Annotated in this window: 17 protein-coding genes; 9 read left to right on the forward strand and 8 right to left on the reverse strand. The window is 73.7% G+C overall.

Translation table 11 applies throughout. From position 1 onward, the window contains the following. The first annotated feature begins 111 nt into the window (after positions 1–111). The 4 genes from OG550_RS05285 to meaB all read left to right on the forward strand — a co-directional run bounded on the left by OG550_RS05285 (position 112) and on the right by meaB (position 6989). A complete protein-coding gene (locus OG550_RS05285; protein WP_327675046.1) occupies positions 112–1602 on the forward strand; it encodes an MFS transporter in 1491 nt (496 codons plus the stop codon). 244 nt (positions 1603–1846) lie between these two features. Continuing rightward, positions 1847–3778, forward strand: a complete 1932-nt coding sequence (locus tag OG550_RS05290; RefSeq protein ID WP_327675048.1) for a methylmalonyl-CoA mutase family protein — start codon at positions 1847–1849, stop codon at positions 3776–3778. Next, the gene (gene scpA / locus OG550_RS05295; protein WP_327675050.1) at positions 3775–5979 is read left to right on the forward strand and encodes a methylmalonyl-CoA mutase; all 2205 of its coding nucleotides are present in this window, start codon (positions 3775–3777) and stop codon (positions 5977–5979) included. The genes OG550_RS05290 and scpA overlap by 4 nt, the downstream gene beginning before the upstream one ends. 11 nt (positions 5980–5990) lie before the next feature. Next, on the forward strand, positions 5991–6989 hold the full coding sequence (gene meaB, locus OG550_RS05300; protein ID WP_327675052.1) for a methylmalonyl Co-A mutase-associated GTPase MeaB: 999 nt from the start codon (positions 5991–5993) through the stop codon (positions 6987–6989). An 8-nt stretch (positions 6990–6997) separates the two neighbouring features. On the opposite strand, the gene OG550_RS05305 is transcribed toward meaB, so the two are convergent. Beyond that, complete coding sequence (locus tag OG550_RS05305; RefSeq protein ID WP_327675054.1) at positions 6998–7459, reverse strand: ATP-binding protein; 462 nt, start codon at positions 7457–7459, stop codon at positions 6998–7000. A 205-nt stretch (positions 7460–7664) separates the two neighbouring features. Here OG550_RS05305 and OG550_RS05310 point away from each other — a divergent pair, with 205 nt between their 5' ends. Both OG550_RS05310 and OG550_RS05315 read left to right on the forward strand, forming a co-directional pair. Beyond that, positions 7665–7991 (forward strand): putative quinol monooxygenase, encoded by a 327-nt coding sequence (locus OG550_RS05310; protein WP_327675056.1) that lies wholly within the window; start codon positions 7665–7667, stop codon positions 7989–7991. Further along, the gene (locus tag OG550_RS05315) at positions 7988–9229 is read left to right on the forward strand and encodes a helix-turn-helix domain-containing protein (RefSeq protein ID WP_327675058.1); all 1242 of its coding nucleotides are present in this window, start codon (positions 7988–7990) and stop codon (positions 9227–9229) included. Before OG550_RS05310 ends, OG550_RS05315 begins: the two co-directional genes overlap by 4 nt. Before the next feature lie 153 nt (positions 9230–9382). On the opposite strand, the gene OG550_RS05320 is transcribed toward OG550_RS05315, so the two are convergent. Then, positions 9383–9985, reverse strand: coding sequence for a superoxide dismutase (locus tag OG550_RS05320; protein WP_327675060.1), 603 nt, complete (start codon positions 9983–9985; stop codon positions 9383–9385). A gap of 547 nt (positions 9986–10532) precedes the next feature. On the opposite strand from OG550_RS05320, the gene OG550_RS05325 reads away from it, so the two are divergent. Beyond that, the gene (locus OG550_RS05325) at positions 10533–12854 is read left to right on the forward strand and encodes a M9 family metallopeptidase (RefSeq protein WP_327675062.1); all 2322 of its coding nucleotides are present in this window, start codon (positions 10533–10535) and stop codon (positions 12852–12854) included. 271 nt (positions 12855–13125) lie between these two features. After that, the gene (locus OG550_RS05330) at positions 13126–15432 is read left to right on the forward strand and encodes a M9 family metallopeptidase (protein ID WP_327675064.1); all 2307 of its coding nucleotides are present in this window, start codon (positions 13126–13128) and stop codon (positions 15430–15432) included. A 173-nt stretch (positions 15433–15605) separates the two neighbouring features. Here the strand turns inward: OG550_RS05330 and OG550_RS05335 are convergent, their stop codons facing one another. After that, entirely contained in the window at positions 15606–16076 is a 471-nt protein-coding gene (locus tag OG550_RS05335) for a DUF5990 family protein (protein ID WP_327675066.1), read from the reverse strand. A 144-nt stretch (positions 16077–16220) separates the two neighbouring features. Further along, positions 16221–22187, reverse strand: coding sequence for a TIR domain-containing protein (locus OG550_RS05340; protein ID WP_327675068.1), 5967 nt, complete (start codon positions 22185–22187; stop codon positions 16221–16223). Positions 22188–22347: 160 nt separating this feature from the next. Between OG550_RS05340 and OG550_RS05345 the strand changes: the two genes are divergently transcribed. Further along, the gene (locus OG550_RS05345; RefSeq protein WP_327675070.1) at positions 22348–23556 is read left to right on the forward strand and encodes an SLC13 family permease; all 1209 of its coding nucleotides are present in this window, start codon (positions 22348–22350) and stop codon (positions 23554–23556) included. A gap of 85 nt (positions 23557–23641) precedes the next feature. Here the strand turns inward: OG550_RS05345 and OG550_RS05350 are convergent, their stop codons facing one another. The 4 genes from OG550_RS05350 to OG550_RS05365 all read right to left on the reverse strand — a co-directional run bounded on the left by OG550_RS05350 (position 23642) and on the right by OG550_RS05365 (position 26850). Next, positions 23642–24556, reverse strand: a complete 915-nt coding sequence (locus tag OG550_RS05350) for an inositol monophosphatase family protein (RefSeq protein WP_327675072.1) — start codon at positions 24554–24556, stop codon at positions 23642–23644. Continuing rightward, positions 24534–25190: a hypothetical protein gene (locus OG550_RS05355; RefSeq protein WP_327675074.1), complete on the reverse strand. Its 657-nt coding sequence runs from the start codon at positions 25188–25190 to the stop codon at positions 24534–24536. The genes OG550_RS05350 and OG550_RS05355 overlap by 23 nt, the downstream gene beginning before the upstream one ends. 36 nt (positions 25191–25226) lie before the next feature. Then, complete coding sequence (locus tag OG550_RS05360; RefSeq protein ID WP_327675076.1) at positions 25227–26198, reverse strand: hypothetical protein; 972 nt, start codon at positions 26196–26198, stop codon at positions 25227–25229. 214 nt (positions 26199–26412) lie between these two features. Next, positions 26413–26850: a hypothetical protein gene (locus tag OG550_RS05365; protein WP_327675078.1), complete on the reverse strand. Its 438-nt coding sequence runs from the start codon at positions 26848–26850 to the stop codon at positions 26413–26415. Between the last annotated feature and the right edge of the window lies 1 nt (position 26851).

The raw sequence follows: 26851 nt of genomic DNA on the forward strand, positions 1-26851 counted from the left end.
AACCGGCAACAAAGTTTGCCACTCGAACGGGCCGGGAGCACGCTCCCCCACGTGCGCCGCGCCGCGGCCACGGGACGGCCCCATCCCGGGCCGCGGGGAACGGAGTCCGAGTTGACCACTACGGAAACGAGACAGGGTGCGACGGCCGGGCGGGCGGAGCGGGCGGGCGCCGCGCGCTGGGCGCTCGCCGGTCTCTCGCTCTCCATGCTGCTGTCCTCGCTCGGCACCGGCATCGCCAACGTCGGCCTCCCGACGCTGGCCCAGGCGTTCGGAGCCTCGTTCCAGGCCGTGCAGTGGGTGGTCCTCGGCTACCTGCTCGCCGTCACCGCGCTGGTCGTCACCGTCGGCCGGCTCGGCGACCTCGTCGGACGGCGGCGGCTGCTGCTGGCCGGGCTGCTGCTGTTCACCACCGCCTCCGTCCTCTGCGGCCTGGCGCCCTCGCTCGGGGCGCTGGTCGCCGCGCGGGCGGTGCAGGGCCTCGGAGCGGCCGTCATGATGGCGCTCACGATGGCGTTCGTCGGCGAGACGGTCCCGAAGGAGCGGACCGGCAGCGCGATGGGCCTGCTGGGCACGATGTCCGCGGTGGGCACCGCGCTCGGCCCCACGCTGGGCGGCCTGCTGCTCGCCGGACCGGGCTGGCGCGCGCTCTTCCTGGTCAACGCCCCGCTGGGGGTGGCGGCCCTGCTGCTCGCCCACCGCCACCTGCCGGCCGACCGGCCGGCGCCCGCGGGCCGGCGGGCCCGGTTCGACCACCTCGGCACCCTGCTGCTCGCGCTGACGCTCGGGGCCTACGCCCTGGCCATGACCCTCGGACGCGGGCGCTTCGGCGTCCTCAACCTGGTCCTGCTGGCGGCGGCGGCCGCCGGTGCCGTGCTCTTCGCGCTCGCCCAGCGCAGGGCCGCGGCGCCGCTGGTGCGCCCGGCCGTGCTCCGTGACCGGCGGCTGAGCGCGAGCCTGCTGATGAGCGTGCTCGTCTCCACCGTGATGATGGCGACCCTGGTGGTCGGCCCGTTCCACCTCGCCCGGACGCTCGGTCTGAACGCGGCCCTGGTCGGCCTCGCCCTGTCGGTCGGCCCGCTGGTCGCGGCGCTGACCGGGATCCCGGCCGGGCGGATCACCGACCGGTTCGGCGCGCCGCGCACCACGGCCGCCGGTCTGGCGGCCGCCTCGGCCGGTGCGCTCGCCGTCGCCCTGCTGCCGGGTTCGCTCGGCGTGGCGGGCTACCTGGTGCCGGTCGCCGTCGTCACGGCCGGCTACTCGCTCTTCCAGACCGCGAACAACACCGCGGTCATGGCGGACGTGCCGGCCGACCGCCGGGGCGTCGTCTCCGGTCTGCTCAACCTCTCGCGCAACCTCGGCCTGGTCACCGGCGCCTCGGTGATGGGCGCCGTGTTCACCCTCGCCTCGGCCACCACCGACGTCGCGACCGCGGCTCCCGGCCCGGTCGCCACCGGGACGCGGGTCACCTTCGCGGTCGCGGCGGGCCTGCTCCTCGTCGCACTCGCCCTGGCGCTCGGCCCGGCCGCGGCCCGGACACTCGCCGGGGCCCGGACGGCCGGCGGCCGCGGTCCCGGCCGCGGCCGGGAGGCCCGGGAGGGCTGAGCGCCGCGGGGCGCGGGGCGCGGGGGCGCACGGGGGCGCGGACGGCCCCGCGCCGTCGGGCCGAACAGCCGGGGGAGCAGAAGGCCCTGGACCTCCCGGGGGCCGGGCGGGCCCGGGAGACGGGTCACCGCCGGTGCCTCCGGTGACACCGGCGGCACCGGTAGTGCAACAGAGTGCAAAGCGAGGGCAAGGTCACACCGCCCGCCTCTGCTGCGCCCCCACCGGAGGGCGCTAACCTGCGGGCATGACGGTCCCGCCCGAAGGGCTCCCCCTGGCCGCCGAGTTCCCGGCCGCACACCGCGAGCAGTGGCAGACCCTCGTCGAGGGTGTGCTGCGCAAGTCCGGTGCGCAGCCCGCGGACGGCGCAGCGGCCGAGCAGGCGCTCACCACCGCACTCCAGGACGGGCTGCGCGCCCGCCCGCTGTACACCGCCGAGGACGGCCAGGCCGATCCCGGCCTCCCCGGCTTCCCGCCGTTCGTCCGCGGCGGCCGGCCGCAGGGCTGTTCGGTCACGGGCTGGGACATCCGTCAGCGGCACGCCGACCCGGACCCGCGCCGGACCAACGAGGCCGTCCTGGCCGACCTGGAGAACGGCGGCGGCTCGCTCTGGCTGGAGCTCGGCGGGGACGGACTGCCGGTCACCGCACTGCCGCAGGCCCTCACCGGCGTCTACCTCGACCTGGCCGGCGTGGTCCTCGACGCGGGGTCCGAATTCCCTGACGCCGCGGCACGGTTGTTCGCGCTGTACGAGGAGCGCGAGGTCTCCCCCAGCGCCGCCGCCGGGAACCTCGGCGCCGACCCGCTGGGCCTGCAGGCCCGGACCGGCGACTCCGGCCGGACCGACGCGCTGCTCGGCGAGGCCACCGCGCTCGCCGCCCGCTGCGCCGAGGGCTACCCCGGCCTGCGGGCGCTCGCCGTGGACGCCCTGCCGTACCACGAGGCGGGGGCCTCGCCCGCGCAGGAACTCGGTGCCTCGCTGGCCACCGGCGTCGCCTACCTGCGCGCGCTCACCGCCGCCGGACTGAGCGTCGACGCGGCGCTCGGCCAGCTGGAGTTCCGCTACGCGGCCGATGCCGACCAGTTCCTGACGATCGCCAAGTTCCGTGCCGCGCGCCGGCTCTGGGCCCGGGTGGCCGAGGTGTCCGGCGGCTCGCCCGAGGTCTCGGCGCAGCGTCAGCACGCCGTCACCTCCACGGTGATGATGACCGCCCGCGACCCGTGGGTGAACATGCTCCGCACCACGATCGCCTGCCTGGCGGCCGGCGTCGGCGGGGCGGACGCGGTGAGCGTCCAGCCGTTCGACACCGCGCTCGGCCTGCCGGACGCGTTCGCCCGGCGGATCGCCCGCAACACCCAGTCGATCCTGCTGGAGGAGTCGCACCTGGCCCGGGTGATCGACCCGGCCGGCGGCTCCTGGTACGTGGAGCGGCTGACCGACGAACTGGCGCACGCCGCCTGGGCCTGGTTCCAGGAGGTCGAGCGGGCCGGCGGGCTGCGGGCCGCGCTGGAGTCCGGGCTGGTCGGCGAGCGGATCGCGGCCACCTGGGCCGAGCGCTCCGTCCGGCTGGCCAAGCGGCGCGAACCGGTCACCGGCGTCAGCGAGTTCCCGAACCTGGGCGAGAAGTCGCCGGTCCGCGAACCGGCCCCGGCCGGGCCGGGCGGCGGGCTGCCGAAGGTGCGGCGCGCGGAGGCCTACGAGGCGCTGCGGGACCGCTCGGACGCGTACCTCGCGGCCACCGGCGCACGGCCCGGGCTCTTCCTGGCCTCGATCGGCACGGCCTCCGCGCACACCGCGCGGACCACCTTCGCCGCCAACCTGTTCCAGGCCGGCGGCATCGCGACGACGGCGGCGGAGGGCACCGAACCCGCCGTGTTCGCCGAGGCGTTCGCCGCTTCCGGCGCACGGGTGGCCTGCCTCTGCTCCAGCGACGCGCTGTACGGCGAGCACGCCGGTGCCGTCGCCGCCGCGCTCAAGGCGGCCGGCGCCCGCCGGGTGCTGCTGGCCGGGCGGCCCGGCGAGCAGCGCGAGGCGTACCAGGCGGCCGGGGTGGACGAGTTCGTCTTCGCGGGCGGCGACGCCGTGGCGACCCTGGCCTCCCTGCTGGACCAGATCACCGACGAGAGCACCGCGGCGGGCCCCGGCCGCGGCCCCGACGAAAGCGGAGTGGCGCGATGATCCCCGACTTCACCGGAATCGGGCTGGACCGGGACTCCGGCGCGGACGTCACCGACGGCCAGTGGCGCTCCGCCTGGCGGCAGGCCACCGGCAAGGACGTCGACGAACTGCTCTGGGACACCCCGGAGGGCATCGGCGTCAAGCCGCTGTACACCCCGGCCGACCTGGCCGGACTGGACTTCCTGGACACCTACCCGGGCATCGCGCCGTACCTGCGCGGCCCGTACCCGACGATGTACGTCAACCAGCCGTGGACGGTCCGGCAGTACGCGGGCTTCTCCACCGCCGAGGAGTCCAACGCCTTCTACCGCCGCAACCTGGCGGCCGGTCAGAAGGGCCTCTCGGTCGCCTTCGACCTGCCGACCCACCGCGGCTACGACAGCGACCACCCGCGCGTCACCGGCGACGTCGGCATGGCGGGCGTGGCGATCGACTCCATCTACGACATGCGCCAGCTCTTCGACGGCATCCCGCTGGACCGGATGTCGGTGTCGATGACCATGAACGGCGCGGTGCTGCCCGTGCTGGCGCTGTACATCGTCGCGGCCGAGGAGCAGGGGGTGCCGCCGGAGAAGCTGGCGGGGACCATCCAGAACGACATCCTCAAGGAGTTCATGGTCCGCAACACCTACATCTACCCGCCGCAGCCGTCGATGCGGATCATCTCGGACATCTTCGCGTACACCTCGCAGAAGATGCCCCGGTACAACTCGATCTCCATCTCCGGCTACCACATCCAGGAGGCCGGGGCCACCGCCGACCTGGAGCTGGCCTACACCCTCGCCGACGGCGTGGAGTACCTGCGGGCCGGGCTGGAGGTCGGGCTGGACGTGGACGCGTTCGCACCGCGGCTGTCGTTCTTCTGGGCGATCGGCATGAACTTCTTCATGGAGGTCGCCAAGCTGCGCGCGGCCCGGCTGCTCTGGGCCAAGCTGGTCAAGCAGTTCGACCCGAAGAACGCCAAGTCGCTGTCGCTGCGCACCCATTCGCAGACCTCCGGCTGGTCGCTCACCGCCCAGGACGTGTTCAACAACGTCGCCCGCACCTGCGTCGAGGCGATGGCGGCCACCCAGGGCCACACCCAGTCGCTGCACACCAACGCCCTGGACGAGGCGCTCGCGCTGCCGACCGACTTCTCGGCCCGGATCGCCCGCAACACCCAGCTGCTGCTCCAGCAGGAGTCGGGCACCTGCCGGGTGATCGACCCGTGGGGCGGCTCGGCGTACGTGGAGAAGCTCACCCACGACCTCGCCGAACGCGCCTGGCAGCACATCCAGGAGGTCGAGGCGGCCGGCGGCATGGCCAAGGCGATCGACGCGGGCATCCCCAAGCTGCGCGTCGAGGAGGCCGCCGCCCGCACCCAGGCGCGCATCGACTCCGGCCGCCAGCCGGTGATCGGCGTCAACAAGTACCGGGTGGAGAGCGACGAGCAGATCGACGTGCTCAAGGTCGACAACTCCTCGGTGCGCGCCCGGCAGCTGGAGAAGCTGCGCCGCCTGCGCGACGAGCGCGACGAGGACGCCACCCAGGCCGCCCTGCACGCGCTGACCCGCGCCGCCGAGGCCGGCCCGCAGTCCGGCGGCTCGCTGGACGGCAACCTCCTGCACCTGGCGGTGAACGCGGCCCGCGCGATGGCCACCGTCGGCGAGATCTCGGACGCCCTGGAGAAGGTGTACGGCCGGCACTCCGGCCAGATCCGTACCATCTCCGGTGTGTACCGAGACGAAGCCGGCCAGTCGGCGCCCCTCCAGCGCACCCGGGACCTGGTCGAGCGGTTCGAGCGGGCCGAGGGCCGGCGCCCGCGCATCCTGGTCGCCAAGATGGGCCAGGACGGCCACGACCGCGGCCAGAAGGTGATCGCCACCGCCTTCGCCGACCTGGGCTTCACGGTGGACGTCGGCCCGCTGTTCCAGACCCCGGCCGAGGTGGCCAGGCAGGCCGTCGAGGCGGACGTCCACATCGTCGGCGTCTCCTCGCTGGCCGCGGGGCACCTCACCCTGGTCCCGGCCCTGCGCGCCGAGCTGGCCGCGGCCGGCCGGGAGGACATCACCATCGTGGTCGGCGGGGTGATCCCCCCGCAGGACTTCGACGCACTGTACGAGGCGGGTGCCGCGGCGGTCTTCCCGCCCGGCACGGTGATCCCGGACGCCGCCTACGACCTGCTGAAGACGCTCGCCGCCGACCTCGGCCACGAGCTCTGAGGCGCTGAGCGATGGCGCCCCGGACGATCGACCTCGACAGCTACGCGACGGGCGTGCGGGAGGGCTCGCGCGCCTACGTCGCGCGGGCCATCACCCTCGTCGAGTCCACCCGGCCCGACCACCGCGCGCTGGCGCAGCAGCTGCTGACGATGCTGCTGCCGCACTCGGGCGGGGCGGTCCGGGTGGGCATCACCGGCGTACCCGGTGTCGGCAAGTCGACTTTCATCGACGCCTTCGGCACCATGCTCACCGGACTCGGCCACCGGGTCGCGGTACTGGCCGTCGACCCGACGTCCAGCCGGACCGGCGGCTCCATCCTGGGCGACAAGACCCGGATGGAGCGCCTGGCCGTCGACCCGGCCGCGTTCGTCCGCCCCTCCCCCACCTCCGGCACGCTCGGCGGCGTGGCCCGGGCCACCCGGGAGTCGATGGTGGTGATGGAGGCCGCCGGCTACGACGTCGTGCTGATCGAGACGGTCGGCGTCGGCCAGTCCGAGACGGCGGTGGCCGGCATGGTGGACTCCTTCCTGCTGCTCTCGCTGGCGCGCACCGGCGACCAGTTGCAGGGCATCAAGAAGGGCGTGCTGGAGCTCGCCGACGTGATCGCGGTCAACAAGGCGGACGGCCCGCACGAGACCGACGCCCGCGCCGCCGCCCGCGAACTCGCGGGCGCGCTGCGGCTGCTCCGGGCCCCGGACGCGCCGTGGACGCCGCCCGTGCTGACCTGCAGCGGGCGGGACGGCGCGGGGCTCGACGTGCTGTGGGAGCGGCTCCAGCAGCACCGCAAGGTGCTGGACGCGACCGGCGCACTGGCCGCCAAGCGGCGCGACCAGCAGGTGGAGTGGACGTGGGCGATGGTGCACGACCAGCTCCTCGCCCGGCTGCACGCCCACCCGGAGGTCCGCCACCTCGCCCCCGGACTGGAGCAGCAGGTCCGCGCGGGCACGCTCCCGGCCGGGCTCGCGGCCCAGCGGATCCTGGACGCGTTCGGCATCCCTCCGGCATCCTGACCGCTCCGCTACGCCGCCGCGAGGCCCGGCGCCGTGCCCCACCCGCGTGTGGGGCACGGCGCTTCGCGCTCCTCGGGGAACTCGAACCAGACCACCTTGCCGTCCCCTCGCGGACACCAGCCCCAGGCCTCGGCCAGCGCTTCCACCAGCAACAGCCCACGCCCGCCGGTCGCTTCGACCCCGCGCTCCCGCCGCGCGAGCACGGGACACCGGTCGGCCACCTCGACCCTCAGCCGCCCCGGCCGCCGCAGCACCGTCACGGCACAGCGGTCCCCGGTGTGCAGCAGCGCATTGGCGATCACCTCACTCGCGCACAACTCCAGGTCCTGGAACGCGTCGTCCGCGAGCGGCACGCCCCACTCCCGCACGATCGCCCCCACCAGCCACCGCGCCGCCGGCACCGCCTCCGGCCCCGGCGACACCCCCCATTCCAGCGGCACCGGGAACCGGGCACTGCTGAGCGGGCTCACGGTCACATTCCACCCCATCGATCCTCCACGACCACAGATGGACAGCGTTGCCAGCAGATGGCAGCGCGAGGGAGCCGATCGTGACCATCAGCCACGACGACACCACCGAAGGTAGTCACAGAAAAACTGTGAGTCAAGAATTAATGCGACTCACAGTTCTTCACCGAGTTGTGCGAGACTCGACTGATCCTGGAAGGAGAGAAGCATGGGATTCGGCCTCGTTGTACGCTTCGTCGCCCGTGATGTGACAGCCGCTCACGCTTTCGACGAACTGGCACGGGAAGCACTCGACGGGATCCGCACCAAGGAGCCCGGAACTCTCGTCTACGTCAATCACGCCGTTCCGGCCGAGCCGCGCGTCCGGGTCTTCTACGAGCTGTATGCGGACCGCGAGGCGTTCGAGGAGCACGAACGACAGCCTCACGTCCGCCGGTTCCTCTCCGAGCGCGGCCAGTACCTCGAATCTTTCGAGGTCACGTTCCTGGACGAGATCGACGGCAAGGGGTCGGCCGCCCACGGGGACGGCCGGTGAGTCCCGAGGAGCAGCGAGCATTCGGCGCCCGGGTGGCCCAGCTCCGCAAGAGCCGTGGCATGCGGCAGGATCAGCTCGCCACCGCCGTCAACCGGAGCGCCAGCTGGGTCTCGCAGGTCGAGCGCGGTATCCAACCTGTCGTACGTCTCGATGTACTCCAGTTGCTCGCCGACGGCCTCGGCGTCTCCGTCCAGACGCTGAGGCCGGATGCCCCGTCGCCCGCCCGATCCGCGTCGACGACTTCGGATCAGGTCAACGACCTCGACCTGGTCCGGCTCGCACTCTCTGGGCACCCCGCGCTCGATGCCGTGCTCGACGAGAACCCCGCCGCAACTTCACCCGACACGGCCGAGCTGGCCGCCGCTGTGGCGCAGCTCTGGCACCTGACGCACAACGCCCGATTCGCGGAGCTCAGCACAGCTGTCGCCGACACCCTGCCCCGACTCGAAGCCGCGACGCGGACGGCCTCCCCTGAGCAACGGCCGGAACTTCAACTCCTCCTCAGCCAGGCATATCAGGCGGTCGCGGCGGCATTCGTCCGCCAGGACGAGGCTGATGCAGCCTGGGTGGCCGCCGATCGGGCGATCCGGGCCGCCGAACAGTCCGGCGAGCCTCTCCAAGTCTTCGCAGGCATCTACCGCTTGGCCCACGCATTCGTCCGACTCCGGCGGTTGGACCAGGCAGAACACGCCGCCGGGAAGAGCGTGACAACCCTTCGGGACTACATCTCGGCGGCCGGGCCACCTCCGCCGGAAGCCCTCTCCGTGCTCGGTTCGCTCCACTTGGTCCTCGCGTTGGCCGCCGCCCGCGCCGGCCAACGCGACCAGGCCCGGAAGGAACTCGCCGACGCGCGAGAGGTCGCAGCACTGGTCGGCGAGGATCGCAATGACTTCAACTTGGAGTTCGGACCGACGAACGTCGCGATCCAGGCGGTATCAACGGCGATCGACCTCGGCGATGCGGGCGAGGCGCTGGACCTGGGGCGACGAATCGATGCGAGTCGGCTCTCGCCCGAGCGGAGGTCGCGACTGCTGGTCGACCTCGGAAGGGCCCACGCGCAACTGCGGCACCTCGGGGAGGCCGTCGATTGCCTCCTCCGGGCCGAGGAGTTGGCACCGGAGAGCCTCCGGAGCCACCTGGCGGCCCGGTCGGTGATCCGCGAGCTCGTTCTCCTCGCCGGCCGGAACGCCCCGCCGGATCTGCTGAAGCTCGCCAAACGCGCCAACGCCACGGGGTGAACGGGAAAGACCGAAGTCGTCGAAGGCTGGGCCCGGACCTCCCGACCGAGCCACGAAAGGTCCCCCCGGACGGTTCGCACCGTCCGGGGGGACCTCCGCTACCCGCCCTGTCCCGGGACGGGCCTATTCGGGCGAATCACCCCGAAATGGGGATCAGGCGCCCTTGACCGCCGCGAAGCGGGTCGAGACGTCCTGCCAGTTGACGACATCCCACAGGCGGGTGACGTAGTCCGGGCGGACGTTGCGGTACTGCAGGTAGTAGGCGTGCTCCCAGGCGTCGAAGGCCAGCAGCGGGGTGGTGCCCTGGCCGACGTTGCCGTGGTGGTCGTAGACCTGCTCGACGATCAGGCGCTGGCCCAGCGGCTCCCAGGAGAGGATGCCCCAGCCGGAGCCCTGGACACCGACCGTCGCGGTGGTCAGCTGCTTCTGGAAGGCCTCGAACGAGCCGAAGTGCTCGGTGATGGCGTCGGCGAGGGCGCCCTCGGGACGGTCACCGCCCTCCGGGGAGAGGTTCTCCCAGAACAGCGAGTGCAGCACGTGGCCGGACAGGTGGAAGGCGAAGGTCTTCTGCAGGCCGACCAGGCCGCCGAACTGCTCCTTGTCACGGGCCTCCGCCAGCTGGTCGAGGGTGTCGTTGGCACCCTTGACGTAAGCCGCGTGGTGCTTCGAGTGGTGCAGCTCCAGGATCTCGGCGGACATCGCGCGCTCAAGGGCGGAGTAGTCGTACGGCAGGTCGGGAAGCGAGTAGGTGCCCATCAGGACACGGCCCCTTTCGACGAGTTCAACGGTGATGATCGTGCCGGGACAAGACTATTGCGTATGGGTTGCAGGAACGAAGCATGGGCTCCTGCATATTCCCGATGTCCCGTCGTGCACAATGGGCACACGTATGTAATGAGCGACGGGGGCGAACGACCGTGACCGGTCGTCGGCTGCGCCGCGGGGTCGCCGTTCCCCGGAAGGGCTCCCCCGCGGAACCCACCAGGAGGCTCGCCGCGACTCCGGCGGGGCTCGCATCCGCACCCGGGGCGGAGCCCGCGCCCGGCGGTCCGTTCGTCACGCCCCCGGCGTCGCACCCCCGCCGGCCCACCGCCGGGCCGCTGCCGGCCCCTGCCGACCCCACCGGCCTTCGGCCCGTCACCCGCGTGACTTGACGGCCGTCTGACAACGTTTCGGTTGCGACGGCGGGCAATCCGCTCCGAGGCCTTCCCGACACGATACGACATGTGCCATTTTACATGTCACACATCGAGTGGCCGCTCCCCCAACACGCGGCCCCGAACGGCCTCGGAGGCCCCCACAGATGCGCCCCTTCCGCATATCCAAGGCCACCGCACGCAGGCTCCCTGCGCTCGGTGCCGCCTTCTTCATCGCCCTCGGCCTCTTCGCGCCGCAGAGCCAGGCCGCCCCGGCCGGTACCGCCGCCCCCACGGCCAAGGCCGCCTCCGGAGTCGCCGCAGCGCCCGCGCCGAAGGCGATCCCGGTGCCCAAGTCCCCCGACGCCGGCACCGGCGGCCGCCCGCTCGCTTCCGAGAGCACCGGCAAGGACACCGGCACCAAGTCGGTCACCCCGACCCCGTCGGCCGCCGCCAAGAGCGCCAAGCAGTTCTCGGCGGCCGCGGCTGCCGTCAACTGCGACCTCTCCGGCGTGATGGGCGCCTCGGGCAGCGCGCTGGTCCAGCAGCTCAAGGCGCTCCCCGACGTCACCTGCACCTACCCGCTGTTCAACCTCACCGGCACCGACGCCGGGAAGGTCTTCCGCGAGGCCCAGATGGTCACCGTCGCGGACGCCCTGCGCACCGCCTCGGCCACCTACCCGGGCGACAACAGCACGGGCATCGGCCAGCTGGTGATGTTCCTGCGCGCCGGCTACTACGTGCAGGGGAACAACGAGGCCGCCGTCGGCAGCTACGGCACCGCCCTGCAGACCGCGATCCGCGGCGGGCTGGACGCCTTCTTCGCCGCCCCGCGCAGCCAGGACGTCACCGAGGCCAACGGCGCAACCCTCAACGAGGCCGTCACCCTCATCGACAGCGCCGACGAGAACGGCCGGTACGCCGGCGTCGTCAAGCGGCTGCTCGCCGGGTACGGCAGCAACTGGCCGGCCTCGATGAAGCTCGCCGTGGACCACGTCGAGTGGGTCATCGAGGGCGGCTTCGACCTGAAGTACGGCGACACCGGCTTCATCGCGGCCCTCCAGGCCGACCCGTCCATCGCCACCGCCTGGGCCGGGTTCGTCACCCGCAACGCCGCCCAGCTGGACGGCGGCGACGTGGTCACCCGGATCGGCATGCAGCTCGGCAACCTGGTCTCCGTGGACAGCCTCCGGACCCAGGGCCGCCCGCTGGTCAAGGACCTGATCAACCGGTACCCGCTGGTCGGCGCCTCCGCCCCGCTCACGATGAACCTCGTCTGGTTCGCCGAGAAGCAGGACAAGGGCAACTGCACGTACTACGGCACCTGTGACCTGCCGACCCGGCTCGTGCCGCTGGTCCTCGTCAACACCCAGAACTGCAACGCCAACCTGCGGGTCCGCGCCCAGCAGATGAGCACCACCGAGCTGGCGAACACCTGCACCAGCCTGATCAACCAGGACGCCTTCTTCCACAAGGTCATCAAGGACAACGGGGCGGTCCCCGGCGACCTGAACACCAACCTGGAGGTCGTCGCCTTCGACGACTACTACAACTACAAGCTGTACGCCTGGATCATGTACGGCATCGACACCGACAACGGCGGCATGTACGAGGAGGGCAACCCGGCCCAGGCCGGCAACCAGGCCCGCTTCATCGCCCACGAGGCCGACTGGCTGCGCCCGGAGTTCCAGATCTGGAACCTCAACCACGAGTACACCCACTACCTCGACGGCCGCTACAACATGGCCGGTGACTTCGAGGCCGGCATGACCACCCCGACCATCTGGTGGGTCGAGGGCGTCGCCGAGTACATCTCGTACCACTACCGCAACGAGCGCAACGCCGGCGCCATCGCCGAGGCCGGCAAGAAGACCTACAAGCTCAGCGAGCTGTTCGACACCGTCTACGACCAGACCCCCGACGCCGACGTCAACTCGACCCGGGTCTACCGGTGGGGCTACCTGGCGGTCCGCTACATGCTCCAGTCGCACCCGGCGGACGTCGACACGGTGCTCGCCAAGTACCGCGCCGGTGACTGGAACGGTGCCCGCACCTTCCTGAAGCAGACCATCGGCACCAAGTACGACGCCGACTTCTCCACCTGGCTGACCGCCTGCGCGGCCGACAACTGCGGCACCCTGCCGACCTCCCAGGCCCCGCTCTGCACCATTGCCGACCCGCGCCAGTTCGACAAGAACTGCCGCCGGGACAACCTCGCCGCCACCACCGGCAACTACAGCTACCACTTCCTGTACCTGCCGGCCGGCGTCCAGAAGCTGACCGTCACCACCACCGGCGGCACCGGCAACGCCGACCTCTACTACGGCGGCGGCAACTGGGCCACCACCGGCTCCTACCAGGCCAAGTCCACCAACGCCGGGAACAACGAGACGCTGACGGTCAACAACCCGCCGTCCGGCTGGGTCTACTTCAGCCTCGCCGCGGCCCAGACCTTCGGCGGCGTCAGCGCCACCGTCACCTACCAGTAGTCCGCCCCACCGGTACCGGTGGACGCTCCACCGGACCCCGGTGGTCCGTGTGAACAGGGAGGGCCCCGCCGAACCGGCGGGGCCCTCCCTGCACGTGATCTGACAACGTTTCGGTTGCGGCGGGCGGCAATCCGGTCCGAGCCCTTCCCGGCGCCATGCGACATGTGCCATTTTACATGTCACACATCGAGAGGTCGCGTGCCCCAAGGCGCGACCACAACGGCCCCGGAGGCCCCCACAGATGCGTCCCTCCCGGATATCAACGGCCAACGTGCGCAGAATCCCTGCGCTCGGCGCGGCCTTCTTCATCGCGCTCGGCCTCTTCGCACCGCAGAGCCAGGCCGCTCCCGTCGGCACCACGGCCCCGGCCGGCGTGAGCGCCGGCGGCCAGGCCGGCTCGACGCCGCGGTCGATCCCGGTCCCGAAGTCCCCCGACGCCAGGAACAACACCCCCTACGAGCTCTCCTCGCAGGACTACGGCAAGCAGTCCACCGTGCCGGCGCCGCCGGTCGCCGCGCCCCTCAAGACGGGCAAGCAGTTCTCGGCCGCCGCCGGCGAGGACCCCTGTACGGGCCAGTACGACGTGATCAACGCCACGGGCAGCGCGTTGGTCCAGAAGCTCAAGGCACTGCCGTACGTCGACTGCACCTACCCCCTGTTCAACCTCAGGGGCGAGAACGCGGCGAAGACCTTCACCGAGGCCAAGATGGCGACCGTCGCCGACGCGCTGCGCGACGCCTCCGCCACCTACCCGGGCGACAACAGCACCTCCGTCGGACAGCTGGTGCTCTTCCTGCGCGCCGGCTACTACGTCCACGAGGTCGACCAGGCCTCCGTCGGCACCTACGGCCCGACGCTGGAGACCGCGACCCACGCCGCGCTGGACGCCTTCTTCGCCGCCCCGCACAGCAAGGACGTCACCGACGCCAACGGTGCCACCCTCCAGGAAGCCGTCACGGTGATCGGCCAGATCAAGGGCCTCGGTCGGTACCAGGGCGTCCTCAAGTGGATTCTGGCCAGCTACGACGGCAGCTGGACCCCCCAGATGGACAAGTCGTTCAAGCACTTCAACTGGATCATCGAGGACGGCCTCGACCCCAAGACGGTCGACAACCAGGGCTGGAAGGCCGCCCTCAAGGCCGACTCCAGCATCCTCGACACCTGGTCCGACTTCATCACCCGCAACGAGGACCTGCTCAACCGTTCTGACATGGTCAGCAACGAGGGCCGCTACCTCGGCTACGCCCTCGCCGTCCCCGAGCTCAAGGCCAAGGTCCGGCCGATCCTCAAGGACCTGATCAACCGGTACCCGAACGTCGGCCCCACCGCCGCGATCACCATGAACCTGGCCTGGGCCACCCGCAAGTTCGACAAGAACAACTGCGCGGCCTACGCCATCTGCGACCTGAACGACCGTCTGATGCCGGTGATCCTGCCGATCCAGCACACCTGCAACGCGAACCTGAAGATCCGCGCCCAGGACATGTCGGCCGCGCAGCTGGCCTCCACCTGCACCAGCCTGGTCAACCAGGACGCCTACTTCCACAAGGTGATCGGCGACAAGGGCGCGATCCCGGGCGACGTGAACACCAACCTGGAGGTCGTCGCCTTCGACGACTACTACAACTACTCGCTGTACGCCTGGTCGTTCTACAACATCGACGTGGACAACGGCGGCATGTACGAGGAGGGCAACCCGGCCCTGCCCGGCAACCAGGCCCGCTTCATCGCCCACGAGGCCGACTGGCTGCGCCCGACCTTCCACATCTGGAACCTCAACCACGAGTACACCCACTACCTCGACGGCCGCTACAACATGGCCGGCGACTTCGACTCCAACATCGTGACGCCGACCATCTGGTGGGTCGAGGGCATCGCGGAGAACATCTCCTTCGGCTACCGCAACCTGCGCAACACCGAGGCGATCAACGAGGCCGCCAAGAAGACCTACAAGCTCAGCGAGCTGTTCGACACCGTCTACGAGGAGGACGGCGACCCCGACGTCAACTCGACCCGGGTCTACAAGTGGGGCTGGCTCGCCGTCCGCTACATGCTCCAGGAGCACCGCGCGGACGTCGAGGCCGTGCTCACCAAGTACCGCGCCGGTGACTGGAACGGTGCCCGCACCATCCTGAAGCAGACCATCGGCACCCGCTACGACGCCGGCTTCGACGCCTGGCTGACCGCCTGCGCGAGCAACAGCTGCGGCCCGCTGCCCGAGGCCCCGGTCGCCCCGGCCATCCCGGTCTGCACCATCGCCGACCCGCGCCAGTTCGACAAGAACTGCCGCCGCGACAACCTCGCCGCCACCACCGGCAACTACAGCTACCACTTCCTGAACGTGCCGGCCGGCGTCCAGAAGCTCACCATCACCACCACCGGCGGCACCGGCAACGCCGACCTCTACTACGGCGGCGGCAACTGGGCCACCACCGGCAACGCCCTGGCGAAGTCCACCAACGCCGGCAACAACGAGACCCTGACGATCGACAACCCCCCGTCCGGCTGGGTCTACTTCAGCCTCGCCGCCGGGCAGCAGGACTTCAGCGGCGTCAGCGCCACCGTGCAGTACCAGTAGGCCGGTTCACCGGAACCGATGGAACGCCCGAGGGTTCCTGAGACCCCCGAGGCCCCAGAGGTCCGATGAGGTCCGCTGAGGTCCGCTGAACGAGGAGGGCCCCGCCGCACCGGCGGGGTCCTCCGTCGTGCCGCGGCCCAGGCCGCGACTCAGGACACGGCTCAGGCCACCGCTCAGGCCCCGGCCGACCAGGTGATCACCGGCGGGCGGACCGCCCCGCAGAGCGGGTGCCCCTTGGCGTCGGTCAGGCCGAGCCGGCCGGCCAGCAGCCCGCCCGCCACCGCCGCCCCGACGGTCTCGGGCGGGACGGCGTCCAGGAACAGCTTGGCCCGGCGGAGGAGTTCGGGTCCGTCCGGGCCCGGGGTCAGCCACGAGAGGTAGACGAACCGGCCGCCCGGGCCGCCCTGCACGTACGGGCCCAGCAGGTCCGGGCCGGCCGGCCCGGCCTTCACGGTGCACTCCAGCGTCCAGACCGCCCCGGCCGCGTCGCCCGCCACCGGGTCGAGCAACTCCCCCGGTGCGCCCCTGCGCTGGACCCCCACCAGGACGGCGGTGTAGCCGGGGAACCCGGGGACGGGGGCGCAGCTGCGGCCCGGCAGGTCGGTGGCCTCGATGCGGAGGCGGACGGTGCTGTTCGTCGGCATGCCCCCATCCTGCCGGTGCGCGCCCACAGCGGCCGCGCACGGCTCACCGCTCGCCGCTCACACGGTTCACGGCCCGAGCGGCCCCAGCGGCCCGAGCGGCCCGGGCGGTTCACGGCCCGCGTCAGGTCGCACCGGCTCCGCGGCTCACAGCTCCTCCTCCGGGGGGAGGCGGTGGACGCCCGGGAGGTGGGAGTCCAGTTCCCCCGGCTCGAAGCGGCACATCCCGACGGCGTGCCAGAACTCGCCGGCCACGTCGCCCTCGCACTTGTAGGCCCCGGACGGCAGCAGCGCCGCCCAGCCGTCGGGGGCGCCGAGCAGGGTGGCGAGGGCGGTGGGCCGCCCGGCGGCGCCGATGCGCCAGAGCCGGACGGTGCCGTCCTCCCCGCCGCTGGCCAGCAGCGAGCCGTCCGGGCTGAAGGCGACCGCGAGGATCCGGCCGGTGTGGCCGCGCAGCCCCGCCACCTCCTCGCCGGTGCGCGGGTCCCACAGCCGGACCACCCGGTCGTCGCCGGCCGTGGCGAGCAGCGGCCGGGTGGGGTGGGCGGCGGTCGTCCAGAGCCGCCCGACGTGGCCGGTCAGCCGGTGCCGGACGACGCCGTCGCCCCAGACGAGCGCGGTGCCGTCCCAGGAGGCGCTGGCCAGCCAGCTGCCGTCGGGCGCCGGCGAGACGCCGTACACCCGGTCGGTGTGTCCGTCGAGTTCGGCCTCGACCCGGCCGGTCCCGATGTCGGAGATCCGGACCCGGCTGTCGTCGCAGCCGGTGAACAGCCGCCGCCCGTCCGGGCTGAACGCGATGGAGCGGACCCGGCCGCGGTGCTCGCGCAGGGTGGTGAGGTGGGCCCCGGTGCGGCGGTACCAGATGCGGACGGTGTCGTCGTCGTTGGCGGTGGCCACCAGGACGCCGTCGGCGCTGAACGCCTCGGCCCAGACGTGCTCGGTCTCGACGTCCATCTCCCGGAGGTACTCGCCGGTCCTGGCGTTCCACAGGCAGAGGTCGCCGTCGTTGGTGGCGGTGGCGAGGACCGCCTCCTCCGGGCTGAACTCGGCGGAGACCAGCCGGCTGCTGCGGCCGGAGAGTTCGCGCACCCGGCGGCCGGTGGCCGGCTCCCAGAGCCGGATCACGCCGTCGTTGCCGCCGGCCGCCAGCAGGGTGCCGTCCCCGCTGAAGCTGAGCGAGCCGATCCGGCGGCCGTGGCCGCGCAGGAGCTGGCGGCTGCGGCCGGAGGCCGGGTCCCAGAGCCGGACCAGGCCGTCGTTGCCGCCGGTGACCAGCAGCGCGTCGGTCTCCGCGCTGCCCCGGCCGGCGCCGGGGCGGAACCGGCAGGCCCAGACGGAGCCCCGGTGCTCGGGCGGCTGGCGGCGCAGCGGCACCACCTCGTGCCCGGGGCCGCCCGCGACCCGCCCGTCGGGCTCCGTCCGGGCGGCGCCGTCGGCCCGGGGGATCCGGGTGACCCGCCAGACCCGGACCCCGCCGTCGCTGTCGCTGGCGGCGAGCCGGCTGCCGGCCTCGTCGAAGGTGACCTGGTAGATCTTGCCGCCGGAGTCCTCGGGGCGGCCGGCGGGCGTGCCGTCGAGCGGGTTCCAGAGCCGGACCTGGCCCTCGGTGTCGCCGCTGGCGAGCAGGTCGCCGTCCGGGTGGAAGGCCAGCGTGTAGATCCGGCCGGCGTGCCCGCGCAGGGTGTGCAGCAGCCGGCGGCCGGCGGTCTCCCAGATCCGCACGGAGCCGCCGGTCCCGTCGTCGCCGCCGTCGCCGGTGGCGATCAGGGTGCCGTCGGGGCTGAACGCGGACCGGTAGACGGTGCCGCGGTGGCCCGGGAACACGGCGAGCCGGCGGCCGGTGGAGGTGGACCAGAGCCGTGCCCCGCCGCCCTGGTCACCGGTGACCAGGAGGGCGCCGTCCGGGCTGAACACCGCCGTGTAGACGGGCGCGTCGTGGCCGGGCAGGCGGTGCAGCGGGCGGCCGGTGGCGGTGTCCCAGAGGGTGACGACCCCGTTCGGGTCGCCGGTGGCGACCAGTCGCCCGGCCGGCCCGAGCGAGACCGGCCAGACGCCGCCGGGGTGGACGTCGAGGCGGTGCCGGCACTCCCCGGAGACCTGGTCCCAGAGCCGGACGGTGCCGTCGGCGCTGCCGGTGGCCAGCACGTCGCCGGCGAACTTCACGGCGTAGACCCGGCCGATGTGGTCCTTGAGGGTGCGCAGGGCGACCCCGGTGACGGCGTCGCAGACCAGCACGCTGCCGTCCTCGCTGCCGACCGCGAGGAGCCGGCCGTCCGGGCTGAACGCGACCGGCTCGGGCAGCCGGGTGGAGCGCACGTCGAACCCGTAGGGGACGCCGACCTCGGACGGGCTGAATCCGGCCTCGACGGGCAGTCCGGGAGCGATCGCGGCGGCCCGCAGTTCGGGCGCGGCCAGCACCTCCGGATCGGTGACGGCGGAGATCAGCGCGGCCCGCTGCCAGCGGCTGCCGCGCAGCCGGGCGGCGCGCAGGTCGGTGCGGACCAGGCGGGCGCCGCGCAGGTCCGCGGACCGCAGGTCGGCGCCGGAGAGGTCGGCGGCGTCCAGCCGGGCGCCGGCCAGCGTCGCGCCGCGCAGGTCGGCACCGGACAGGTTGGCGCCGAGCAGGCGGGCGTCGGTGAGGTCCGCGCCGGACAGGTCGACGCCGGACAGGTCGCGGTGCGAGAGGTCCTCGCCGGCCAGGGACGCGCCCCGCAGGTCGGTGTGGGCGGGCACCCGCAGCCGGTCCAGCACCTTGACGGCGTTGAGCCGGGCGGCCTCGCCGGTGTCGTGCGCGCCGTCCAGGACGGACCGGGCCCAGTGCTGGCAGACCTGGTGGTCGGCGAGGTCGCAGAGGAACTCGACGGCCAGCCGGCTGAGCGGGCCGCGGCCGAGCAGTTCCGTCTCGCCGCGCTCCAGCGCGGCGGCGGCCGCCCGGGCGACCAGCCACTCCACCACCGAGCCGTGGATGAAGTGGAACATGCCCTCGTCGGAGCGGATCAGCAGGCTGCCGGAGCCGACCGCGTGGGCGAACTGCGAGGTCGGCATCCGGTTCTCCGCCAGTCCGCCCAGCACCCCGGCGATGTCCACGATCTCGTCCAGCGGCATGGCGGTCCGGCCGCTCTCCCACAGGCGCAGCGCCAGCAGCGTGACGGCCTGCCAGAGCTGGTCCAGGTGCAGGCCGGGGGCCGCGCCGGGGCCGCCCTGGCCGCGCTGCTCCTCGAAGCGCAGCCAGGAGGTGAAGACCTCCTGGTAGAGGCCGGCGGCGCTGAGCGCCCGGCCGGCGCCCGCGACGGCGCGCAGCCGTTCGTGGTCGAGGTCGGCGACGAAGCTGAGCAGGCGGGGGTTGCTGCAGAGCGCGAGCAGGTCCGGGATGGCCTCCAGCAGCCGCATCCGGCGGGCGGCCGCGTCCGGGTCGCCGTACCGGTTGGCGAGGTAGCCGTGGATCTGGTGCGGGGTGAAGTCCTGGACGGCGATCAGCCGGCGCTGCGGGAGCAGGCCGACCCGCTCGCCGAGCGCGGTGAGCACCTGCTCGTGGGAGCTGAAGTGCTGGGTGCGGCTGGTGACGACGATCTTGGCGCTGTCGACGGCGGCGTCCAGCAGCACCTGGAGGTGGTCGGCGGCGCGCTCGTAGCTGACCCGGTTGACGAGCTCGTCGAAGCCGTCGAAGAGCAGCACGACGCGGCCCTGGCGGAGCATGTAGCGGAACGCCCGCAGGTCGAGGGTGTCGATGCCGTGCTCGGTCAGGTGGGCGGCCACCAGGCCGTCCAGCGAGTGCGCCTTGTCCAGTGCGTTGAGCTCGATGAACAGCGGTGACAGGTGCGGGAGTTCGGCGGGGATCCGGCGGGCGAGCTCGCGCAGGGCGAAGGTCTTGCCGCGGCCGAAGTCGCCGAGCAGCAGGATGAACCGGCCGTGGTCGGAGTCGAGCAGCCGGAGCAGTTCGTCGACCAGGCCCTCGCGCTCCCGGACGCCGGGGCGCTCGGCGTCGCGGTAGCGCTGCGGCAGGTAGAGGCCGGGCAGGTACTGGCTGTCGGTGCTCAGCCGCTCGCTCTGGGCGGCGACGTGGCCGCGCAGGTCCAGCAGGCCCTGGAACTCCAGGAAGCTGCGCAGCCGCACGCCCCGGCGCCGGGCCCGCTCGCGCAGGGCGCGGGGCGGCGGCGGGCCGTCGTAGACCAGCTCGGCGTCCAGGTTGGTGCCGTCGGCGTGCACCTCCTCGACGAAGCGGTCGACGTCCTCGACGGTCGGGGTGTGCACGCTGACGGCCACCCGCTGCTGGCGGACCAGGCCGGACTCGGCCCAGGTGACGAAGAGCTGCGGCGGGGTGCCGTCCACCGCGCGGATCTGCGCGCCCTGGTGGCGGGTGCGGCAGACCTCGGAGACCCGGGCCAGCAGGGCGTCCAGCGGCGAGGCCAGCGCCCGGGTCTCGCGCTCCGCCCCGGTGGCCGGGTGCGCCTCGTCCACCTGCGGCGGCTCGACGGTCGGGGCGGCCGGGGCGGGGGCGGCCGGCTCGGGCACCGGGAAGGCCCGCCCGGCCCGGCGCCAGGTGGCGGCCATCCGCTGGACGACGGCGTCCGGCGCGGACCACCGGGTCAGCCCCTCCCGGGTGAGCTGGAGCAGTTGGTGGCCGCCGGCGGGCGGGGCGCCGACCACGGTCACCCCGCCGGCCGAGGTCGCCAGCTCCCCGACGGCGGTGCGGGCCGCGGTCGGACCGTGCAGCAGCAGGTGGAGGCGGGGCGCGGTGAGCCGGGTGAACCGGTCGACGTCGCGCAGCGGTTCGCCGTCCGGGCCGTTGCGGGCCGGGCGTCCGACCGGTGGCCGGGAGCCGGCCGGGCGGACGCCGGCGGTGTGCGGGCCGCCCCCCGGCCCCGCGCCCTGGGGGCCGGCGACCGGGTGGCGCAGCGCCCCGATCCGCAGCCAGCCGTCGTTCTCGTAGGGGCGCAGCGCCTGGGCGAACCAGGCGGCCTGCTCGGGGCCCAGCCAGCCGTACCGGTCGTCGGGCCGGTGGGACCAGGCCATCGAGGAGTTGAGGCCCGCGACGACGGTGCCCAGCTCGGGCACGGGGAAGAGCGTCCACGGCTGGGCGCTGTCGAAGACGACGTCCAGGCCCTGGTAGAACTCCTGGAACAGCCGGGCGTAGTGCCGCCACTTGGGCCAGTACGGCGGGGCGGGCCGCAGTTCGTCGGCCTCGCAGGTGGCGAAGTAGGCGCGGGAGGCGGCCTGGCTGACGTCCTGCCCGCCGGGGACGATCGCCACCCGGTGCGGTTCCAGGCCGAGCAGGGCGCGCATCGCGGTGAGGAAGGAGAGCGCCTGCTCGCACTCGCGGGGGCTGCCGGAGGCGGTGAGGTCGCCGGTGACGACCACCAGTTCGGGCGCGGGGGCGCCGGAGTCGGCCAGCTCGACCAGGTCGCCCCAGATGGCGGCCTGCAGGTCGACCGGGTCGTTGCCGCGGCCGAACTCGGGCCCGGCCAGGTGCAGCACCGTCACCGCGTCGCGTCCGCCGGACCGGCCCGCGGACTGCGGGTAGTCGGGCTGGACGGACGGCCTGCGCCGGCCCGCCCAGCCGGTGCCGCCGACCGTCCGCGGCCCGGGGACCCGGCTCTGGGCGGCCGGGGCCGGCGCGCCGGGGGCGCCGGGGGCGCCGCCCGGGTAGCCGGGGCGCAGCTCGGGCCGGGACCGGCCGTCCATGGCCGCCGCGACCCGGGTGAGCAGCAGCTGCCGGGCGCGGGCGGGCTCGTCGACGCCGACCAGGTCGATGTAGGTGAGGGTGGCGAGCAGGCCGTCCACCGGGATGTCCTCGATGCGGACCGTCACCAGCCGGCGGTCCGGCGCGTCCGGGTCGGCGCGCAGCGCGGCCTGCCACTCCATGCGGCCGTAGCGCGAGCGCTCGTAGTTGCGCGAGAGCAGGGCGATCACGGCCGCCGACTCGGTGACCCCCCGGTCCATGAAGTCGACGAAGTTGCTGCCGGGGACGAAGTCCCACGCCTGGAGGAACGCCCGGTAGCCGGCCTCCTCCAGCGTCCACGCGATCCAGGCGGCCCACCGTTCGTCGGCCGGCGAGTAGCTGATGAAGAAGTCGATCGGCCCGGGGCCACCCGGGGTCGCGTCAAGAGCCCCCATGGAGAGAGCTTATGACCGATCCGGACGGGCTGAACCCTCTTCGCCCGCAACGGTTTCGGGTGATATCCGGTCCGGATTCCGCGAACGCACGACCGGTGGCCGGTCGGGCGTGCGAGTGGCGGCCTCGACCCGGGACGCCTCGTGTGCGACCCTGACGTCCGTGTTCGCGTACTGGCCCGCCGTCCGGCGACTTCACCCGCTCGACCTGCTCGCCGCCGGCCTGCTCGTCCTCGGCCTGCTCTTCCTTGCCACCGGGCTGCTCCCGGCGGACTCCGCCGGGGCGGCCGTGGAGCGGGTCGCACCGCTGCTGGCCTTCCTGGGATCGGTCATCGTGCTGGCCGAACTGACCAGCGCCGCCGAGGTGTTCGACGTACTCGCGGCCTGGGTGGCGCGGGCCGGCCGGGGCAGCTACCCGGTGCTGTTCCTGCTCTGCGTGGGCTTCGCCGCGCTCACCACGACCGTGCTCAACCTCGACACCACCGCCGTGCTGCTCACCCCGGTGATGCTGGCGCTGGCCACCCGGGTGGGCATCGCGCCGCTGCCGCTGGCGATGACCACGGTCTGGCTCGCCAACACGGCCAGCCTGCTGCTGCCGGTCTCCAACCTGACCAACCTGCTGGCGGCCGACCGGGTCGCGCTCTCCCCCGCCGGGCTGGCCCGGGCGATGTGGGCGCCGCAGCTGGCCGCCCTGCTCGCCACCATGGCCTGCCTGTGGGGGTTCTACTGGCGGCGCGGGCGGCGCGGCGCGGACGGGTACGAGCCGCCGCCGGCGCACCGGCCGAAGGACCGGGTGCTGTTCCGGATCTGCGCGCTGGCCTGCGCCGGGTTCCTGGTGGCCAGCCTGGCGGCCGTGGTGCCGCTCTGGGCGGCCTCGGGCGCGGCGGCCGCGGTGGTCGTGGCGGCCTTCGCCGCACGACGGCCGGAGGGGCTGCAGGCCTCGTTGATACCGTGGCGGCTGCTGGTCATGGTGCCCGGGATGTTCCTGGTGGTGCAGACCGTGGACGCGCACGGGCTGCACCGGCTGCTCTCCGAGGCGATCGGCACCGACGGCGGGGTGCTCGGCCTGTTCCGGGCCTCGGCGGTCGGCGCGGGCCTGTCCAACCTGCTCAACAACCTGCCGGTCTACCTGGCCGGGGAGGCCGCGGTGCCGGCCGGCAACCACCAGCAGCTGCTGGCCCTGCTGATCGGCACCAACATCGGTCCGCTGATCACTCCGTGGGCCTCGCTGGCGACCCTGCTCTGGTACGAGCGCTGCCGTTCGGCCGGGCTGCGGGTGCCGCTGCGGAGCGTGGCCGGGACCAGCGCCGTGCTCGCCGTCGGCGGGGTGGCGCTGGCCACCGCGGCACTCGCGGTGGCGGGCGGCTCCTGAGGCGTCCGGGAGGGGCGGGGCTCCTGGGGTGGCGCTGCGGGGGCGGAGGCCGGGCTGCGGGCGAAGGCCGGGCTGCGGGGAGCGGCTACCCGGGCGGCGCCTGGGGACGGGGCGGCGCCTGGAAGCCGGACGGCGCGTGGGGGCCGCCGGGGAGACCGGCCCCGGCGACCAGGTCGAGCAGGTACGGCACCACCTCCGGACGGCCCGCGACGTAGCTGCGGGCGGTGTCCGGCTGTCCGATCCGCGCGCTGAACCCGCCGCCGTCCAGCGCCCGGACCACCAGGCCCGCCTCGGTCGCCAGCAGGCTTCCGGCGGGCAGGTCGACCTCCTCCGCCCGGTAGCCGACGAAGCCGTCGATCAGCCCGCCGGCCAGCAGCGACCAGGTGAGCAGCGGCGCCCACAGCTGGAGCACCCGGCGGGCTCCCCGCTCCAGCCCGTCCTTGAGCGCCCGGGCCACCGGGTCGTCACCGGCGACGCCGTGCCCCTGCGTCCAGCCCAGCACCGGCCGGACCGCGCCCGGCGGACCGATCGGGGCGCGCAGCCGCCCGGCCGGCCCGTACGCCCCGCGGCCGCGCACCGCCCGCCAGGTCCGGCCGGCCACCGGGTCGTGGACGACGCCGACCACCGGCTCGTCGTCCACGCAGAGCGCGATGCCCACCACGTAGGCGGGCAGGCCGATCACCACGTTGTTGCTGCCGTCCAGCGGGTCGACCAGCCAGGTGCGGCGACTGCCCGGCGCGCCCGCCGTGGCACCGCCCTCCTCGGCGAGGATGCGGTCCGCCGGGAAGCGTTCGGCCAGCCGGCGGGTGACCAGCTCCTCCGCGAGCAGGTCGAGCTCGGTGACGACGTCGCCGTCCTCGCCCTTGGTGTCCACCCGGAAGGCGTCCAGGAAGCGGGCGCGCAGCAGGGCCCCCGCCTCCTCGGCGGCCAGCACCGCGACCCGGCACTCGTCCGCGTAGGCGGGCGGTCCGGAGCCCTCACCCGGTTCTCTCGTGTCCACTGATCCTCCTGACTGCCTCTTCGGCGATCCGGGCCGTCCGGTCCGCGTCGCAGAGCCGCCGCACCACGCGGCGGGCGGTGCCGTCCACCGGCCCCAGCACCACGTCCACCGGTCCCGGCACGGTCCGGCCGAGGACCACGGTGGCGGCCGGTGCGCGGTCGGGCAGCACCGTGGCGTGGAACTCGCCCGCGCCCAGGGTGTACGTCTCGCCGCGTGCGCTGGTCTGCTCGGCCAGCGGCTCCCAGCGGACCAGCCGCGGGGTCGGACGGATCTCGTCCGTCCCCCCGGTGCTGTACACCTCGAACGCCCGGTGCGTCGGCCGGCCCGGGTCGTCGTACACCCCGACCCGCAGGTTGCCGACCCGGCCGTAGAGCACGCTGCTCTTCAGCTCCCAGCTGTGGCAGTGGATCTCGCGCTCCAGCCCGGCCGCGGCCGGGTCGAAGACGTGCACGCACACGCCGTGCGCACCGTCGCGCAGCACGGGCAGGCAGTAGAAGCCGAGCGGGTGGGCGACCGCGCGCAGCGCCCGCGCGCCGGAGGCCACCTCGGCCAGGAGTCCGCCGACCAGGCCGTCCAGCCCCGGCTCGGCGGAGGTGCGCCCGGTGGCCCGTTCGAGTGTCGTGAAGAGGTTCATGGCTCCCCCTGATCTCCCCCAGCGGGCGCGGTGCGGCTACCGGCGGTACGGGTTCTCCGCGTGCAGCGCCCGGTCGATGATGTCGCCGACGTCCCGGTCCGAGAAGGCCGTCGGCAGCGGGATGCGCAGCTGCTCGAAGAGCCGCCGGGCCTCGTCCGCCGTCGGGTCGTCGCCGAGCGGTACGGTGTCCCGGAGGTCGAGCTTGACCGCCTGCTCCCGGTAGTGGTGCAGCTCGGTGACGTAGTAGTCGTACAGCGGGCGGCCGCGTTCGACGTAGATGCTGACCCGCCCCGGGTCGTCCTGGGTGATGATCAGGCAGGACGCGGAGACGTCGAACCGCAGCGAGGGGGCCACCTCCGAGAGGTGGACGTCGATCTCCAGGGTGTCCAGCCGCTGGCGGTACCAGGCGGCGGCCAGCACCGTCGCGTACGACTCCTTGCGGGTGCGCTCCACGCTCCAGCCCGCGTCGTGCGTGCCGTGCGCGCCGTCCGCCCGGCTGCCGAAGGTCCCCCGGAAGCGTGCGTACGCGGCGCAGGCCGCCTCGTCGCCCGGGTGCACGATGTCGATCTTGACGGTGAGCGCGCGGCGCCGCCGCCGCGCCTCCTGCACGCACTCGGGCAGGGTGACGGCCCGCAGGTACGTGCCGGTGCCGCCCTTGAACACCCACCGGTCGGTGTCCTGGCGGGCCCGTTCCAGCGCCCCCTCCAGGTCGGCGCCGGCCAGCTCGCGCACCGACGCCAGGTTCTCCAGCGCCTCCCGGGCCCCCGTCGTCGCCTCCCGGATGTCCACCACCCGCCGCCGGCGCTCGGCGAGCGAGCCGTACACCACGGCGGCCAGCACCAGGAGCGTGGCGCCGGAGACGACGTTGTCGTCCAGGCCTCCCCCGAACAGGTCGAGCAGGCCGACGACCAGCGCGCCCAGCAGGGCCACCACGCCGTCGGAGTTCCTGAGCACCCACGCGATCGCGCTCTCCAGCCGTCGGCCGGACCCGCCACCCCCGTGCACCACGGCGGCACCTCCCTCGACCGTCAACATGGTAGGGGTGGCGGGAAGTTGACGGCCAGCAGGTTGCCGGTCGGGTTCGGGTCGCGAACCGGTCGCATCCTGGCAGCCCCGGGCGCACGGGGGCGGTCGGACGGCCTGGGCGCAGGGGAGCCCGCCCGGCCGTCGGACCGTCGGGGGCGGGCCGACGGGGGTGGGCCGACGGGCGGACGGGGGGCGGTCAGCGGAACAGACCCGCGTGCTCGGCGGCCCACGCGCCCAGCGTGCGCGCCGGGGCCCCGGTGACGTCCCGGACCGTGGTCGTCACCGGCTCCGGGTCACCGATCCGGGCCGCGACGAAGTCCAGCGCCCCGTCCGCGACGGCCGGCGGCCACCCCCCGGCGAGCATCCGCAGCCGGGCGTCCGCCCTGGGGACCTCCTCCCACCGGGCCGGGCGGCCGACCGCCTCCCCGATGATCCGCACCTGCTCGGCCTGGGTCGGCGAGGCCGGACCGGTGAGGTCGTACCGGGCCCCGTCGTGCCCGTCCCCGAGGAGCGCCCGGACGGCGACGGCGGCGATGTCGCGCTCGTCGACCGGCGTCAGACCGGCCGCGCCCCCGAAGCCGCGGACCGCCCCGGTGGCCCTGAGCTCCTCCGCCCACCGCAGGGCGTTGGCCATG

The sequence above is a fragment of the Kitasatospora sp. NBC_00458 genome, assembly GCF_036013975.1.
Taxonomy (GTDB): Bacteria; Actinomycetota; Actinomycetes; order Streptomycetales; family Streptomycetaceae; genus Kitasatospora.

What these genes read in the sequence shown, in the direction of transcription:
- OG550_RS05355 (WP_327675074.1), bottom strand. Translation starts at nt 25,190, where the DNA reads ATGAACCTCTTCACGACACTCGAACGGGCCACCGGGCGCACCTCCGCC.
- OG550_RS05310 (WP_327675056.1), top strand. Translation starts at nt 7,665, where the DNA reads ATGGGATTCGGCCTCGTTGTACGCTTCGTCGCCCGTGATGTGACAGCC.
- OG550_RS05340 (WP_327675068.1), bottom strand. Translation starts at nt 22,187, where the DNA reads ATGGGGGCTCTTGACGCGACCCCGGGTGGCCCCGGGCCGATCGACTTC.
- OG550_RS05325 (WP_327675062.1), top strand. Translation starts at nt 10,533, where the DNA reads ATGCGCCCCTTCCGCATATCCAAGGCCACCGCACGCAGGCTCCCTGCG.
- OG550_RS05290 (WP_327675048.1), top strand. Translation starts at nt 1,847, where the DNA reads ATGACGGTCCCGCCCGAAGGGCTCCCCCTGGCCGCCGAGTTCCCGGCC.
- meaB (WP_327675052.1), top strand. Translation starts at nt 5,991, where the DNA reads ATGGCGCCCCGGACGATCGACCTCGACAGCTACGCGACGGGCGTGCGG.
- OG550_RS05320 (WP_327675060.1), bottom strand. Translation starts at nt 9,985, where the DNA reads ATGGGCACCTACTCGCTTCCCGACCTGCCGTACGACTACTCCGCCCTT.
- scpA (WP_327675050.1), top strand. Translation starts at nt 3,775, where the DNA reads ATGATCCCCGACTTCACCGGAATCGGGCTGGACCGGGACTCCGGCGCG.
- OG550_RS05365 (WP_327675078.1), bottom strand. Translation starts at nt 26,850, where the DNA reads ATGGCCAACGCCCTGCGGTGGGCGGAGGAGCTCAGGGCCACCGGGGCG.
- OG550_RS05335 (WP_327675066.1), bottom strand. Translation starts at nt 16,076, where the DNA reads ATGCCGACGAACAGCACCGTCCGCCTCCGCATCGAGGCCACCGACCTG.